This window comes from Paenibacillus sp. 2TAB23 (genome assembly GCF_052115165.1).
Taxonomy (GTDB): Bacteria; Bacillota; Bacilli; order Paenibacillales; family Paenibacillaceae; genus Pristimantibacillus.
In genome coordinates this window covers 87,108-104,980 of the sequence record NZ_JBFRGD010000008.1, presented here as the reverse complement: position 1 = coordinate 104,980, position 17,873 = coordinate 87,108, and the positions used below count along the sequence as shown (strand labels likewise).

6 protein-coding genes are annotated in these 17,873 nt (G+C 47.1%); all 6 read left to right on the top strand.

Annotated elements, in window-relative coordinates:
- Window positions 1-2: 2 nt before the first annotated feature.
- The 6 genes from AB4Z29_RS13725 (at window position 3) to AB4Z29_RS13700 (ending at window position 17,869) form a co-directional block, all read left to right on the top strand.
- Window positions 3-5,693 carry a dockerin type I domain-containing protein gene (locus AB4Z29_RS13725; protein WP_441943614.1) on the top strand — a complete coding sequence of 1,897 codons (5,691 nt, stop codon included), beginning with the start codon at window positions 3-5 and terminating at the stop codon, window positions 5,691-5,693.
- Entirely contained in the window at window positions 5,690-7,288 is a 1,599-nt protein-coding gene (locus AB4Z29_RS13720) for an S-layer homology domain-containing protein (protein WP_441943613.1), read from the top strand. The genes AB4Z29_RS13725 and AB4Z29_RS13720 overlap by 4 nt, the downstream gene beginning before the upstream one ends.
- Window positions 7,289-7,712: 424 nt before the next feature.
- Complete coding sequence (locus AB4Z29_RS13715) at window positions 7,713-12,908, top strand: S-layer homology domain-containing protein (protein ID WP_441943612.1); 5,196 nt, start codon at window positions 7,713-7,715, stop codon at window positions 12,906-12,908.
- Between the two features lie 334 nt (window positions 12,909-13,242).
- Window positions 13,243-14,946 carry a response regulator gene (locus AB4Z29_RS13710; protein WP_441943611.1) on the top strand — a complete coding sequence of 568 codons (1,704 nt, stop codon included), beginning with the start codon at window positions 13,243-13,245 and terminating at the stop codon, window positions 14,944-14,946.
- Between the two features lie 38 nt (window positions 14,947-14,984).
- A complete protein-coding gene (locus AB4Z29_RS13705; RefSeq protein ID WP_441943610.1) occupies window positions 14,985-16,709 on the top strand; it encodes a sensor histidine kinase in 1,725 nt (574 codons plus the stop codon).
- A gap of 191 nt (window positions 16,710-16,900) precedes the next feature.
- Window positions 16,901-17,869, top strand: a complete 969-nt coding sequence (locus AB4Z29_RS13700; protein WP_441943609.1) for an ABC transporter permease — start codon at window positions 16,901-16,903, stop codon at window positions 17,867-17,869.
- Window positions 17,870-17,873 lie beyond the last annotated feature (4 nt).

Below are 17,873 nucleotides of genomic sequence, written 5' to 3'. Positions count from 1 at the left end.
CAATGGTTATCGATAGTAGATTAAAACGCGGCATAGCTTTAACCCTTTTTATAGCGATGCTATTTACTTTTGCAAGTTTCCCAGTGCGTGCAGAAGCTAACAGTGCGAATTATTCAATTGCAAACGACTTTATGAAATATTCTATCAATTCAAAAACCGGTGGATTTTCTATCGAAACCGTTGATGGTCATCCACAAAAAGCTTTCGACAACAATATGCCGCTTCTCTATAGGGAAGATGCGGCAAGAAGCAATGGAACATCATTTACTACCGTTCGTATTGACGGAAAAGATTATATTTTCGGTCAGGAATATGGATGGTTTGGAATAGATACTAAGCTTCATGAACCAGTTATTTCTGAGCATAATAGACTTTTGACGATTGCATGGGACATCAAGGGTTATACCATAACACAAAAGGTATCCATTTCTACTGACCCTAGCAACTCGCTGGTTGGAAACGTTGGTATTTCATATGACGTGGTAAATAATAATACCAAAGCGGGGACTGTAGGTATTCGTCTCCTTCTAGATAACGCGCTTGGTTCAGAAATTGATGCACCTCATGTCCTCGTTAACCGAACACAACCGACAATTGTGGAAACAGAATATAGTGGTGAAAATCTGCCGCAACAAATTAGATATGTGGATTCTCTTTCAGCTTCAGACAAAATGGGCTATGCCCTTTTGTCTGGCTGGAGTGGGAACGATGATGTAAATGTTGATAAAGTTATTGTTGGGCACTGGGTTAATCTTGCAAATACAAGATACGATTATACACCGAACCCTAACGTTGACTTTACTAACTATTCAAACAAATATTTAGTACCTGATACGGCAACAGCCTATTATTGGAACGAAAAACCAATTGAGCCGGGGAAAGTGAGAATTTCAGAATTGTTATATGGCATTGGTAACTTTTCTGATCAAACACAACAAAAAGATTTAGCAATCGGTATTCAGACAGATAAAGTTCAATTGAATAAAGACAAAAATGGATATCTAAACGATGGCATGTTTAAAGCAACCGTAACCCTTGACAATAGTGTTACGGGAGCTAAAGAACTTATAGAACCAGTTGTAACCCTTACTCTTGATGAGGGACTTACTTTTGCCGCAACGAATACAAGAGAATATACGATGAAAATTTCTGGCGGATTAAACGTTGGTACTGTATTTGACATTCCAAGTTTAGAAATAATCGCAAAGAAACAATCCATGATTACTGCAAAGCGATTGATCGTTTCGTTAAACGCAACAGCAATTATTGATTCAAGCACACATAAGCTGGTTGAATATAGTGCGAATACAAACATATTAATTCCAGCAATTGCAGAGGAACTTCCTGATGTCTCAATGAAACATATTTTCCCTTCCGCAGTTTATTATGAAGGAGACAAAAATATTACCATTTCTGGAGATATGAACGTATTGAAACAAGCGATTACAGGAATTGATGGATGGGATCTTTATCTTGTCTCTAAAGCAAGCGGTGAAACTACGTTAATCGACAAAAGAAAAATAAGTTTTGTTGAAGATGGCCAAGCGCTTTCGTTTTCGACTAATGAAAATTTGACTGTTGGAAAATATAACATTGAATTTAGATTTACGAATCAACAGTTAATCAATGCGTTCAAAGAAAAGATTATTTCAACAACGGAACTAGACGTGACAAATAATCCGCAGGATAAAAGTGCAAGCTACGGTATTGTTTCGCTAGTTCGAATGACAAACTCTTCTAATCATAAACAGTTATATGATTATGTTAGTTTTGAAAACGAAGATGTAATGAAAAATTTCATCTCTGGCGACGTCACTAGAAATGGTATTATTCAGAATGGCATAAAATATAAAGAAGAAGAAACAGAAATTCTATTGACAGTTCGCGGGAAAGTTAGGTTAATGGGTATTGGCCAAAATAGATATTACTCTGCTAGTAAAGCGGATGGCGATATTACGGTTAACAACATCTTGACGTATGACAGCAGCACTCCGCTTAAGATGACAGTTAATGATATTGGTGCAAAATTAGAAGGCGATGGCACAATAAAAGTAATAAACTCTATTAATATCTGGCATAATAAATGGTTTTTTGAAGCCCAAAATGGAGTGAAATACAGCTTGGATCGTGAGGCTGTTTCCGAGAATGAGGCTAAAGCATTAGAATTGCAATTTGGAGATGCTGGTTCTATGCTGCAAAATATTGCAGGATTTTTAATCAATATAAAGTACGGTGTCATGTCTCAAGATGAGGGTGACTTCGGAATTAGCTTTGGCGGGAAGATCTCAATGCCTTTAAAAGCAGCAGATGAGAAAAAAAATGAACAGCATTATGACTATAAGGGCTCACTAACTGCAGAAATTAGTGATATCCTCTATGGTAGTAAAGATGAGAAAATTGGTTTTATTGGCGTCAATACTACACTAGCTGTAGCCCTGCCAGAAGATATACTTGGTCCATTAGTAGGAAATAAAGTTGGTGCTATGGCAGAAATAACCATAGACACGATTGATGGCATTTATAAATTAGATTACGGGATTGCTCTCACAATGTTAGAAGTAGAAGGCTCGCTGGCATTTAAAGAGGTTCCTATTAATAGTATTCCAGCTATCATGCTTGACGAGCTTACATTCTTTTTGGCAAGCAATACTACGAAAGTTCCTATCGTTGCACCTTATGTATTTATGACAGGGATTGGTGGAGGTTTCGGAGGCCTTGCAGAGACCATTTCTGGAACATCAGATGGTAAACTTCCACCCATTACCCTTCATCTTCAAACAAGGTTATTAATTAACCTAGTTATTGTAGGTGACTTCAAGCTAGAAGCAAAACTATCGGGTCTTAGTCTTGAAGGTACTGGTCGGCTGGCAAAAGACGATGAAGGAAGATTGCTTAATCTTGAAGCGGGAATGAACGTTCAGTGGATATCGCCATTTCAGCTAAATGCCTATGGTAATATTAGCATTCACGCAGGGATCGTTCGTGGCGGTATAACGATTAAAATTACAGAAGATTATTTCTATGGTTATGTATACGCAGGATTCTTTATTCCAACTTCGGTCCCAATAATAGGGGGAAAGGAAATTGGAGGAATTGAGGCAGCTGTTTCATCTGACTTTCTTGGTGCAAACATTAAAGTCATCGGAGTTAAGTTTGGCTTTATCTATTATTGGGATGGTGATTTTAACATCGGTGGTTCCATCGATCTCTCTTCTAGAGGAAAAGCTGTACACTATGTTCAATCGGAAGAGCTAGACGCAAACGGAAATCTTGTGCCAACCACTTCGTTATATGGAACGAATATGAGAAGGCTCACTACAAAGGCAATAGCTAACACTAGAGCCGGAAATGGAATTACAAAAGAAGTTAGTCCAGCATCAAAAGATTCACTTCTCTTTGAAATCCCGCTTCGTGGCCATGTCAAACCTGCTGCATCTGAAATCATAATTACTAATCCAGATGGGAAAAAATTGACAATGGTTGAAGATGATAATAAGGGAAATGGAAACTATCTTGTTCAATCTATGGACGGTAAAAATTATTTGTATATTACAATCACGGATCCAGCTCTTATTGTTGCTGGTAACTGGTCCATTTCAGTGACAACACCAGATGTTTATATCGACAATTTTGAAGTAAACAGTGTTGAAAGTATTCCGGAACTTACAGGTATGAGTGCTGCTCATAGTACAAATACGAGCCGTGAGCTTAACGTTTCTTGGACAACTGACGGGCAAAGTGCATATTCAGGAGCAGTTAATGTCTATGTCACAAAAGACCCATCCATTATGAAAACCATGGAATCAGATAACATGAAAGATACATCATCATTAATTAGTATTGGTAATCTTGAGCTAGATAAAATTAAATCAGGTTCTCATGTCTTTACACTTCCTGAGTCTTTCCCTGAAGGGAAATATCATGTTGTTGTCATGCTTGTTAACCATATAGGTGGAATGAGTAAGCAAATCACTTCATCTCCATTCACTTTTACAAATCCATTGCTTCCACAAAGACCTGAGTCAGTGTCTGCGAACTACAGCGGTGATGGCTATGTGAAAGTTGACATAACTGGAAGTGACAAATCTGCAACCCATTATTTTGTGGCAATCGAAGATAAGAACGGGGTTGAGATTGAGAATTCCTTTGGTCAGTTTCCTGTAGGCAGTGAGATCATGTTAAAACCATTAGAAGACAAAACAAATCTCCCTTTATTAAAGGAAGGCAGTACTTATTTTATTAAAGCTAAAGCCGTTAGAATTGTCGAGTCTCCACTTAATCATACGGAATATTACAGCTCTACCGAGGTTGCATCATCGCAAAGCTTTGTTATGCCTGCAGTGGATAAACCTAAGCTTGTAAGTGTTGAAACAAATATCGACAAATCAAAAGAACTTTATTATTTAAGGACTAATAAATTAGAGGCAACTTACACTTTCGATAAGCCGGTTAAAATGACATTAACGCTTAACAGGGAGAATAAGAACACGCCTGAGGAATTTAAGACGGTCTGGTCATTTGAAGAAACACTTGAAGACGGCGCGAATTTGATTGACTTTACTGCAGTTGGCGCAAATCGTGACACCATTCAAGGCAGCAGATCATCAGGGGCAATAGGTGTTACTGTTGATACAAGTGCCCCCACACTACTTATAAGTGAAGAAGTAGAGCCAAGCCTTGATAAGGATAGCGTTGAAAATACAGTCAGCAATCAAGTTGTTTTTGTTAGTGCGAACTCAAGCTATAGCTTCCACGGTCTAACAGAGGTATCTGCATCATTAACTTTAGATGGTAGTTCAGAAGGTGTTGTGATAAATCCAGACGGAACATTCCATGTTAATCGTAAGACCTCAAGCCAAGAGCCAAGCCAAACCTTACTGCTTAAAGCAGTTGATGAAGCTGGAAACGAAACGGTTGTTCCCATTTATCTTGTGAATCGGGAATTGTCAGAGTTTGAGAGCATTAAACTCATATCTGACCTTGAAAACTCTGACAATCAGCCTGATGCTATCGAGCTGGGGATTGGCGGGAAAACAGTGCTTTCTGTTAAGGCTCTTCGTAAAGCAGGCGAAACTGACTTAAATGAAGAAGATGTCGTATGGGATGTTCTATATAATCAGAACATTATCAAGCTTTCACAGGATGGTACGATTGAAGCTTTGGCTCCAGGTGAAACGACAATCAAAGTCGGCTATAGACTTTCTGCTTTTGAAGATAAGAATGGGGAAATCGCCTATAAAGAACTGTCAGATGTTATCAACATTAGTGTGAAAGATCTTGGATATCGTTATGAAGTTCGGCAATCACAAGGATTCTCGTTGTTCACCATATATACGGAGATCAATATGGGTAAAGCAACGGTTGTGATAGGAGGCAACAAACAAACTCTCTTGTATGACAATCTTAAAAAAGCATATATTGGCTCTTCAAGAGAACTAGTCACTGGTGAACAATTAACAGCCAATCTTGTCTTTGAACCAACAGTGAAATCTCCTAATCTTCTTCGTGGAGATACCAATGGCAGTGGGGCTGTAGATCGAGCAGACGTTCTAGAAACGATAGAAGCTATATTAAATAATGTCTACAATGGCTTTAGCTCTTCGGAAAACTGGATAAGATCTGATAAAAACGGTGATGGTATTGTTGACATTGTAGACGCACAACTCATACTAATGGAGGCACTGAGAAGATGATGAAACCATTGAAAATGATATTGTGCATGCTGCTTCTAGTAGCTGCTTTACCATCATATGTCTACGGGGCAAACGATGCTGCTGACCTTAGTTATCGTGTGGATATCACAGTAACTGACCGCTCTGGTTCTCCAAAATCTTCATTTGACGTTGGAGAGGAAATATTTGTGAAGCTAAGTCTTGCCTATACGGGTGCTGGTAAAGCACCGGTATATGGTTTTCAAGGAAAGCTGCAGTTTGATTCTTATGTTCTGAAAAACACTAGTGTTACTATGGAAAAAGATATTTCAATGAAATATGCCGATGGTGTCATCAACTATGTATTTCTCGATATGTCCGCCAACGGCAAAGATGATACAATGCTGAAAAATATTGGAACTGCTGTCTTCCAAGCTAGAAATAACGGAACTTTGGATTTTTCATTGAGTAACTTTCTTATAACGAATAAAGATGCGACTCTGAGGAATATTGAACCGTTTGAAGATGTACAGATTGTTGTTGGGTCTGGAATAAAGGAAGCTTCTAAGTCTTCCCTATTTGAAGATATTAAGGCTGCAAAAGCTTATCTTGCTTCCGTTACGATTGCGGATAATCCCAAAGCAATCTATTATCCAGACTTTTGGTATTCAACAACATCCGCGCAAAATCTAAGAAGTGTTATCTCTAAGTCTGAGGCTGTTTTTGAGAAAGAACACGCTCTGGATTCGGAAATTTCAGAAGCAATAGAGAAGCTTAGCATCGCATTTTCTAATTTTGAGAATTCGAAAATTGTAGGTCCGAAACGTTGGGTTGTCACGGACGAGGATTCTAAAAATAAGCTTAACTATACGGTTAAAGTTTCTGTGAAAGGTGGAAATGGTAAAATTGCCGAAGGCTTTGAAAATCAAACGATTCGTGCAACAACCTCTGCAACGATCAGAATGATTCCTGACGAAGGGTTTGAAACAGAATATATCTTTATCAACGGCGAAAAATTTATAGGTCGTGACATTTATACCATTCCAGAGATTAGTAGTGACACAACTGTAGTTGTTACATTTGTGAGAAAGACTCCTTTTACAGATATAGCACATGACGATTGGTTCTATTTTTCTGTAAGGTATGCTTATAATGCGGGGCTATTCACAGGAACTTCTGAAACTAAATTTTCACCCTCAGGGAAAATGAGTCGTGCCATGCTTGCTACTGCATTATATCGTATGGAAAATCAACCAAATGTTGAATTTGCAGAGGTGTTCTCTGACGTTCAAAGCGGTCGTTGGTATTCAGATCCTATTATTTGGGCAAACCAAAGCAAAATTGTTAACGGATATGGTAAGGGTATATTTGCACCCAATAAATCAATCACTCGTGAGCAAATTGCTGTTATGCTCTATCGATACGCAAAGGGTAAAGGGCTTGACCTCCATACCGAAATTTCAAGCCTTAGCTTCAAAGATGCAAATAAAATTTCAGCCTTTGCCAAAGAGTCCATTCATTGGGCTGTGTCAAAGGGCATTATGAATGGCAACTCTGATTTGACTCTAAATCCTTCTGGTCTTGCAACCAGAGCAGAAGTTGCCACCATGATTCAAAGGTTCAAAGATTTGGAATAATTTTAAAATTAAAAGAAACCAAACTGACAGAGGGCTTTTCTTTGTCCGTTTGGTTTCTTTTTGTGCACTTTTGGCGTATCGCACAAAAGTATTGTGAGAGGCCTATTTTTTAACAAATAACTTGGCGCTGCCCCAATTGAAGATTGGAATCTTGCCGAACTGGTGAAGTTGGAGCTGGGGCAACCGGGCCGGTTATTTGTTCGATGTGTTTTCGAGAACGGTGGATGGATAGCGTTCATTAACAAAAAGACTGCTTCCCAAATGTTGGGTAGGCAGTCTTTTTGGCTTATTATGCCGTTTGATAACTATAGATTAGCCGGATATCTCCATAGCTCCTCCGAATATTCACTATATCCGTAATCTGGAGAGGGCTATACTTTAGGCGTAAATCAATCTATCCATGAATGAAATGAGGAGGAAAAAAATGAAACAGACAAGGCTTAAACGATGGACCGTTGGCTTGATCGCGGCGATGACCTTTTTAATGACCTGCGCGCCATTCCCCGCCACGAAGACGGCCGAGGCCGCAGCGAGCTCAAACGCCGTCGTCAATGCTTATGATCTTGCGACCCGCGGCGCCTGGAACGGTGTATACGGTCGCGACGGGTACGTGTTGTTCGGTTATGACGGCAGAGATGCCGATCCGATGGAGAATCAAGGGGGGACGAGCAAGGAAATCGCATTGTACGACAGCGATGTGACCATCAAGCCGGCTTACGTGCAGGAACAAGACGGCAACATCTATTCCGTTACCGCAGGAGCACGCGCATGGGTCAAATCGGATGACGTCAGCGGCAACGGTGCAGTGCTGAATCCGCCGTCCGGCAGCGCGCTTGCCAAGACGAATGCCTTTATTTCAAGAGGGACGCCGGGAAGCGACGGGGACATCCGGCAGTTCACGTTCATGCTCGAGGATAATGAGGAGCATTTGTTTTCGGTTTATTTTGCTGGGGACATGAATTATAAGTATTACACGATAAAGGATCTGGAAGGCAATATTCTCGTGAATACATTCCGCGGAATGAAAACGCTTACTCCTTCGTTGGCCGATGCGCCGGGTTTACCTGATGGGGCAAATGGTCTAGGAGATCAAGGCGCATACATCACGTTCAAAGTAAAAGGGAGCTTCGTTTTCGAGGTGATGGGCTCGTGGAGCGAAGGGCCGTCCGGGATGTTTTTCGATCCCGTCGATCCCGTCGATCCCGTCTCAGGGGCCGAGGCGTCGCAGGTCAGCGTCGACAAATCGACCAAGGGAGATTGGATTGGCAATTACGGTCAAGACGGACACATTCTGCTGGGGTACAACTATCCAGATGCGGTTCCGGGCGATAGTCCGGTTTGGGATACATGGCTGTTCATGGATCCGACGATCCATGATTACGTGTCGAAGGCGGATTATCTGGATCAATTCACGTACAATGTCAACGGAAGCTTATGGGCCAGAAGCTCGACGAGCGACGAAGCCAGCTTAAGCGTTCCGGCTGGCGCCGGGTCGCTTGCCAAACATGATACCTACGGAGCCGGAGGTTCTCCGGGACAATTCAGCTTCGTGCTGAACGATCAGGCTTGGCATCAATTCACAGTATACAGCAATGCCGTTCCGCAAAATGAGGTGGAATTCTCCTTCCTGGATAACAACGGCAAGGCCATGCTTCCTGACCATTCGATTAAGCCGGATATGTTTAACGGCGGCGTTTATTTAACCTATTTTGTCAAAGGCAGCTTCACACTGAAGGTAACCAAGACAGACAGCGACATGACTTTCGGTCCGCAGGCCTTTTTCTTCGACGAACCGGCAATTTACGACCTCGAAGGCCTTACCGTCGAGTACCAATCGCCTCGTTCCGCTAAGCTGAGCTGGAGCGGCGGGGACACGGGTTCGGTCGCGGTCATCGAACGATCCGCGCAGGAAGAGGGTCCTTTCGTTCAGGTAGGTGCGACGGACGCCGCGGACGGCGCCTATGTCGATTCCGATCTGGGATCCAGCAGCACATACTTCTACAGATTGCGCGTAAAAGAGGGCGGGCGTTATTCGTTGCCCGGCGATAGCGTCGTGTCCGTCGATATGCCGGCATACCAAGCCACGACCTTGCAATTTGACGCCGCGTCTTATGAGGTATCAGGATCAGGCTCTCCTGTTGAGTTCAACGTGACGTTAACATCCGAGAACCTCCCCGTGAGCGGCAAAACGGTCGAGTTCAACTTGTCCGGCAGAACGGTCGGTGATTATATTCCCGCCTCGTTAGGCTCGGTCGTAACCGATGACGACGGAGTGGCGACGCTAAGCCTCACGCCTGATTATATGGGAAGCTTTACCGTCAAAGCTTCGTTTGCTGCGGACGATGAGGATCAGCTGGCGGAATCGACTCAAGAGGTTGCGTTGACAATTGGCGGCGAGGCTTGGGCGTTTCCGCCGGTCGTCTACAAGCTATCGGATGCGGTGAAGCCCGGCGAGCTAATCTCCATTAGCGGCTACGGTTTGAAAGCCGTCGATTCGGACGACATACAGGTCGTGATGAAGGCTTACAACGGCAACGTCTCTTTGCCGGCAACGCCGCCGGCAGACGGAACGCCTACGGCAATCAAGCAATACGATGGGCGGGACGGATACTTCCTCGTAGCCGAGTTCCCAGAGCAACTGACCACAGGCATATACACCGTCTGGATTAACAACGGAAACGGATGGAGCGCGCCTATGCTGCTCAATGCCGCGCGTCCGTTGTTCATCTCCGAATACGAAGCATGGGAAGGGCAGACGATAGATTTATCCGGACGCAACCTGATGGCAGAGCAGTTCGGAATGGATTCTGCGACGCGTCTGCGACTTGTTAACACCTCCCATTCGGTCGAGCAGAAGATCGAACAGTACTCACCATATTCTTTACGCTTTAAAGTCAAGGCGCCGATCGGCAGATACACCGTAGAGGTGAGCAACAACGACGGCTTAAGCTGGGCGCCGCTGGCCAGCGGACAAACGTTGGACGTGGTAGAGGCAGGTCTTGATCCGCTTGGATTAGGCGTCGCTTGGGCTAACCTGTTCGATTGGGACAATCGTTATGACGTAACTGACTTCGGAGCCACCCCTGGAGACGGCGAGGACGATACCGCCGCCGTGACGGGCACGATCGAGGCAGCGAAGGCATCCGGCGGCGGGGTCGTCTATTTCCCGTCGGGCACGTACGAGCTGAGCCGGGTTCCTATGTACGCGGACATTGTTCTACAGGGAGAAGACAGGGATTCGACGCATCTCGTCTATACGGGAGCGGGCGTTAATATGTTCGAATCTGAAGGCGACGGCGCCGTGGAAGGCCGGTACGGCGTGTCCGGATTTACGGTCGGACTCTCCGATAACGCCAAGCGTCCGGATATGTTTTTCGCTTTCGGGCAGCCATGGAGCGAAGCGGCCGGCAATATGGCCTTGCGCACGGCCAGCGAGATGTTTATCGACAACATCAAATTGGATTACACGCTGGATACCGGATACGGACAGGCGAATCCGGATCCTTACGCGGGCATGCGGGGACTTGCCGTCGTCATTATCGGCAAAGAACGGTTTATCGTCCGTGACTCCGAGCTGAGCGGCTGGTCCGCCGGCATTACACATGCTTATCTGAGCGAATACACGACGTATTACAATAACAAGTTGGACTACGCGCACGAAGGTTACTTGCAGACCGTTGCCAACTACTCGTTCATGAACGGCAACATCGTGCACGGACGCGGCTGGGAAGCGGGATTGCTCAAGGATTCGCACGGTCTGTTCGCTCGCGCCAACGTGCATATGGAAGGCAATCAGGTGTACGACGTTGGAAGTGACTATAACGACGGCGAGAGTTATGCGGTAGACAGCCCTGGAGGCAACTTCAATACCGGTTATGTCATCAACGCGACAGAGAACACGTTGACGACTGCTCCACTTGTGCCTCATCGGGACTACTCCATTATGTACAATACGCTGGGCGTTCAAATTACGGACGGCCGGGGCATGGGGCAGTGGCGGGAAGTGGAAAGCATCAACGGCAATGTCATTACAATCAAGGGCAGCTGGGATGTCGTTCCGGACGGCAATAGCGTGTTTACGCTTATTTCACCCAACGACAATGTAACCATCTACAACAACTTTGCGGAAAATACGAGCAAGGGCATCTATATTTTCGGCAATGCGGTTGACACGGTGGTAGCAGGCAACGACGCGGTCGATACGGAAGGCGCGTTTGTCTGGACCGCGTTGATCAAACAATCGGCGGCTCTAGTCACCGCCATGCATGTCGCGATTCGCGACAACGAGTTCGATGGCGTTTCGCCGAAAACACGCACAGGCGGCATTCTGCTTAATACGCAGCGCTACGGATCCGAGGGCCGGTATTATTCGGTAGGCGCGAACAATATCGAAATCCGCAACAATGCCCTTACCGGCGTGCCAAGCGCCGTACCTAACAATTTGTCAGAGGCGCCGCAAGAATCCGGAATCGTATTCTGGTCGGGACTCAAAAGCTCGGACTTGATTACGGACGGTTATAGCGGTGATGCGACCAATCTGCTCGTGCAGAATAATATTCTGACCGACTTTAACAAGGGCATCAGCTTAACTCTTGGAGATTACGGTGTCATTACCGCAGGAAATTCGTTCTATAATGTCGCGACCGAATTGTATCATGCGGGCAAAGATCGGGTTGCCGGAGAAGTTGAAAATCTGGTCCAGATGGAAGGCGAAGCTTCGGTGGATGCCGGCGATCTGAGACGGTTGTACAATGCGGAGATTGCGCGGGGCAGAAGCGCTTCGAGCTATACAAGCTGGACATGGGAGACATATTCCTATAGTCTCGCGGCTGCAGAGGAGATATTAGCCTTATCGACGCCGCGCAACATCGACATCCGAAACTACCTATATGCGCTACGTTCTGCCGCGGGAGCCTTGGAGATCATTCCGACCTCTCCCGGCGAACCCGGCCAGCCGGGCAACGGCGGAGAGGCGCCACAACCGAATCAGCCGCAGCAGCCTGTCCAACCGGAAGAGCGTTGGCCGGAAAAAGGGGAAGACGTATCTTATACCGGATCTTATCTGTCGCCGAATAACAAAGGTCTTCTCGAGCCTGACCGCAAACTCACGAGAGGCGACGTGGCCGACATGATCTACAGGTTGTACGAGAAGCCGCAATCAAAGCTGGACACGGGCGTGCTGAGCCAATTCCGGGATGTAAGCTCCCTGCACAAGCATGCGGAAGCGATCGCTTTCTGTATGCAGCTTGAATACGTACACGGTTATCCGGACAACAGTTGGAAGCCCGAACGATTGATCACGCGGGCGGAATTTATCTCGATGGCGCTCAAGCTGCGGAGTCTTCCGGTTGCCACAGGCGAAGCGCCATTCACCGACATCGAGGGACACTGGGCACAGTCGGCGCTGGAGCTGGCTTATGGCAACGGCCTGATATCTGGTTACCCGGACGGCAGCTTCAAGCCGAACCAAACCCTATCCAAAGCCGAGGCTGCAACCATTATAGCCCGAATTCTGCAGCGCTCCTCGGAATGGACGGGAGATCAGACATTCCCGGATCTTCCAGAGAGTCACTGGGCCTACGCTTCGTTAATGAACGCGGCGAGCGGCCAACAAGAATAAATCAGCCGTCAAACCAATCCAAAACCTCCTCATTGGCCACAATGAGGAGGTTTTTATTTACCTCATCAGAAAGTTAACGCACTTTAAAACGATAAAACGAAAAGGAATTCTTTCTAATTAGAGATAAAATCTCCCGCTTAAACGCGGTCTCACATCCTCGAAATACTACGATAGGAGTATTTCTCATGCAGCGACAAGAAACAAGCTATAATAGGAAAATAATAGAGCTCCGAATTCCGGTATCTGTTCTCCTGATATGGACTGGATTTGGCGGGACCGTCATCCTACCATTAGAATTGAAAACGCTTAACTGAAAAGACAAAGGGGGGCGCTTATGTTTAAGCTGATCATTGTGGATGACAACAAATACGAACGTATGGGCATAAAGCAAGCGGTAGACTGGGGGGCGCTGGACATCGAGGTAGTCGGCACGTTCGCTAACGGAGCGGAAGCGCTTGCGGGCGTTGGAGAGCTTCATCCCGATCTGATCGTCACCGATATCGCTATGCCGATGATGAATGGAATCGCGCTCGCGGAGCGCGTTAGGGATCAATATCCCGATATAAAAATCATATTTACGAGCTGCCACAGCGACTTCGAATTTGCGAAATCAGCGGTAAACCTAGGGGTTTACGGGTACGTGCTCAAGCCGATCATCTCCGGCGAGCTGGAGTCCGCGGTGCGGAGCGTGCTAGGCGAGATGACCGAACGGGAGCGGAGGGAGAGAGAGAGGGCCGGCATGCTGCGTCAACTCGAGGGAATGCTGCCGCTCGTGCAGGAGCAGTTCTTCAAGGAGATGCTGCTCGGCAACTTCCGCGACGAAAGAGACATTCGCGAGCGAATCGGCTTTCTCCAAGTGTCCGTGCCGGATAATTCGAGCTTTGCGGTGCTTGCCCTGGACGTCAGGGAGAAAGTGGAGTCGACGGGCGGGGAGTCCTCCCGCAGCGTCGTGGATACTTACTACCAATCGTATACGATCAAGAAGGCGGTTAACGCGCTGGAGCGGGGAGCCGCCTTTGACGCGGTATCAGGAGAATCGGATGAATCGCCGCGTCCCGATTCTAATTCGGAACGTCCGGGTCTCGTGTCCGCTTATCCGGTTCAGATGGCGGGAGACTCCTTTGCCGTTCTGTTGTTCGGCGAGTCGGAGCAATTTCTGCAGACGGCGGTCGATCTGCACCTGATCATTACGGAGCGGCTGGACCGTTCCGTAACGATTGGCATCAGTGAAGCATCGTCTTCGCTCTCCGCCATGGCGGAGCTATATCGGCAGGCTCGGCAGGCGGCGCTGACGACCTTCTACGAAGGAAGCAGCCCGATTATCGTCTATTCGGAGATCGAGGACCGGGCGGAACGCAGTCCGTTCGACGCGATGCCGGGACTGGAATCGTTGTATGGAGACGTCAAGGTGTTGCTGTCTTACGGCGGGGAAGAGGTCATCGACGAGTTTTTGGACAAATACATGTCTTTGCCCGGAGGAGGCTTCCCGCACGAAAGCTACATCAAGGTATTCTCATATTTGACGCTCAATCTAGTGAACGTGCTGCTGGAGGAGGCTAACAAATCGCTGAAGGAGCTGCTAGGCGAGGAATCGGCGGATTGGAGCAACTTTAACGTTCCCGCTCCCGCTCCCGCCAGAGAAGCGCGGGTTTGGCTGCGGCGAATCTTCGTGACTCTTCGCGAGTCGCTCGCTGAACGCAATCCGACCAAAAATCAAAAAGTGATCGATCAAATTCGGGACATTATCGGGCAGCGATACGGAGAGGCGCTTACGATCGAGGATATTTCCAAATCCGTTTACCTGAGCGGACGTCATGCCAATCATATTTTCAAGAAGGAGACGGGCCAGACGATCTTCGATTATTTGATCGACTACCGGATCGGCATAGCCAAGGGGCTCTTGAAGGAGCGAGACAGCAAAGTGGCCGTCGTCGCGGAAGCGGTAGGGTACGTCAACACCTCCTATTTCTGCCTGGCCTTTAAGAAAAACGTCGGCATGACTCCGGCGGAATACAAAAATAAATCCATGCTGCGCTAACTTGCGCGGGGCATGCCTCCCGGGAGGGGTCTTGCACCATGTTTCTATTCGGCAAGCTCAAGTATCGACACAAAATCGCGTCCATTATTTTTATCTTCTCGTTAATTCCGATGCTCGTACTCGGCTCGGTGTTGTTCATTAACGTCTGGAATGAGAAAGTGGACGACATTCTGGAGAAAAATGAGGCCCTGCTCGCAGGTAGCGTTACAGGAGTCGACAATTTACTTACTTCGAACGTCGATATGCTGCTGTTCATTAACAGCAACTTCTATATTAATAATTATCTCGAAACGAAGACCGATCAGAATCTGGTCGGAATTATGTCGTTTAACGATTATTTGCAAAGCGTGGTTGGGGCCGTCAAGGCGGATATGAAAAACGACAGCGTCATTATCTATTCGATAAACGAGCACACGCTAAACGGTGATTATTTGCGCAGATTTGATTCTTTGGGGAGCTACGAGCCGGATGGAGGTTCACAGCTCCGCCAGGATATTCTGGCTTCCGATCCGGGCAACGTCTTCTGGAGATTGTCTGCTTTAGACGGGCTAGGCGCTCCGGAGGATCGAACTTACATTTACCTCTACAAAACGCTTGCTTCCTTCCGAGGGCCGCTCGCCGTGACAGAAATCCGGGTTCCCTTCCCTACCATTCGAAGGCACTTCGACGTCGAGCTGCCGCTGAACACGTCGATTGTATTCGAATCCAACATAGGCGGAGGACGTTTTCCGATATCGGGACCGGGTCAAGGAGAGGCGGCCGCCGACCATTCGGAAGATCAGTACGGCATCCGGCTCGACTTAAAGTCGGGGATCGGGTCGGTCGCGATGTACATCCCGAAGTCTCTTGTCATAAGGGAATTGGATTCCTATTGGATCGGAGCGATCGCCATGCTGCTAGGGGTCATGATCATTCTGTTCCTAATGGTGGAGGTTGTGTCGTTTTACCTGACTCGCAAGCTAGAGGTGCTGTTTCGCCGCATGAATACGACCGTCGAAAATTTGCTCCAAAACGATCATTTGCAATTTTCCACGACCGACGACGAGTTTAGCCGCATGGGCAACGTCCTCCACGAGCTGATCGTTCGCGTAAGGGATTATTATAAGCGCATTAATGATTACGAGACGGAACGCACCGTGCTCGAGACCCAGCTCCTGCAAGAGCGCGTCAATCCGCATTTTCTATACAATACACTATCGACGATGAAGTGGCTCAGCGGCGACGAGCGCATACGCGGCGTCATCGACTCCATGGTCCGTTATTACCGGATTGCGCTTAACAAGGGCAGCAGCATCATTACAATTGATCAAGAGCTGGAGATGATGCACGAATATTTGGAGCTGCAGAAATTCGCCTACGGCAATGATTTTGCGTTCCATATCCATATCGAGAAAGGGCTCGGCGATACGCCCATGCTGAAGCATTTGCTGCAGCCCGTCGTGGAGAATGCCGTGCTGCATGGCATTAACGGGCGCGAGACCGGGGGCAGCATCTCCATTCGGGTCGAACGGGGGATGCCAGGAGAGACGGCTTCGGACCAGGTCTGGATCCATATCACCGACAATGGCGAAGGGATTCAGCCGGAGAAGCTAAGTACGATCATGAGAGGCGAGACCGACGCAGACAGCATGTACGGAGGCTATGGCATGCTCAACACGCGGAAACGAATCGAGGTCTACTATGGCAAGCCGTACGGCATTGAGATCGACAGCAAGCCGAGCAAAGGGACGACGGTAACGCTGCGCATACCGGCAGCGGCGTAGCCTATTTGCTAGAGACGAACAGAATGTCGACATGGATAAGAGGAGTCTATCGCGGTAGCGGCAGGCTCTTCTTTTTATGCAGCAGCTTCCAGGTTTCTTACGGGTGACCATAATGTCCGAATTCAGCTATACGAGCTCCGTTTATTTACTATAACCGTTACCTGCAATGCAATAGAATAAGAGCAACACCTATGATGAAAGGAGTTGGAACCTTGTACGAAGAAATTGCTATCAGCCATACCGCCAAGCCGGCCGGAAGCAGATTCATGCGGGCGCTGCGCAAAAACTCGTTCGGCTATATGCTCATGCTGCCGTCGATCGTGTTAACGTTCATCTTCGCTTACGTGCCAATGCCGGGCATTATCGCGGCTTTCAAAGACTACAATATCTTCTTGGGATTATGGAATAGCCCATGGGTCGGGATGGAGCACGTCCGGGAGATCTTCGAGACGCCGATGCTGAGGCAGGCGATTATCAATACGCTGGAGCTTAGTGTGCTGACGATTCTAGTAGGCTTCCCAGCACCGATCATTCTCGCTTTGATGATCAACGAGGTCAAGGACGGCTTATTCAAACGATCCGTGCAGACGCTCAGCTATTTGCCCCACTTCCTGTCCTGGATCGCCGTAGTAGGACTTGCTTATTCGTTCTTCGATCTCTACGGTCCGCTTAACGATCTGCTGCTCAAGCTTTCGGGCGGTGGAGAGGAGAGAGTCATGTTCCTCTCCAAACAGGAGCTGTTCCTGCCGTTTCTGCTTCTGCTAAGCGTCTGGAAGGAAATTGGCTGGGGGACGGTCGTCTACTTGGCAGCCATAACCTCCATCGATCCCAGCTTGTACGAAGCGGCAAAGATCGACGGGGCCAACCGATGGAAGCAGCATCTCTACATTACGTTGCCTGGACTAAAGATGACGACCATTCTGCTTCTGATCTTCACTCTCGGCACGTTGTTCACGAGCAACTTCGAGCTTGTATACGGCATGCAGAACGCCTTTATCAGCTATGACGTCATCTCGACGATCGTTTATTCGTCCGGTATTCAGCAGGGCAATTATTCAATGGCGGCAGCGGTAGGTTTCCTGCAAGGAATTGTGGCGCTTCTCTTAACTGTCGGAGCCAACACGATCGCCAAAAAAACAACCGGAATTTCGATCTGGTAAGGAG

Coding starts and splice junctions, on each gene's coding strand:
- AB4Z29_RS13725 (WP_441943614.1), top strand. CDS start 3: ATGGTTATCGATAGTAGATTAAAACGCGGCATAGCTTTAACCCTTTTT.
- AB4Z29_RS13720 (WP_441943613.1), top strand. CDS start 5,690: ATGATGAAACCATTGAAAATGATATTGTGCATGCTGCTTCTAGTAGCT.
- AB4Z29_RS13715 (WP_441943612.1), top strand. CDS start 7,713: ATGAAACAGACAAGGCTTAAACGATGGACCGTTGGCTTGATCGCGGCG.
- AB4Z29_RS13710 (WP_441943611.1), top strand. CDS start 13,243: ATGTTTAAGCTGATCATTGTGGATGACAACAAATACGAACGTATGGGC.
- AB4Z29_RS13705 (WP_441943610.1), top strand. CDS start 14,985: ATGTTTCTATTCGGCAAGCTCAAGTATCGACACAAAATCGCGTCCATT.
- AB4Z29_RS13700 (WP_441943609.1), top strand. CDS start 16,901: ATGATGAAAGGAGTTGGAACCTTGTACGAAGAAATTGCTATCAGCCAT.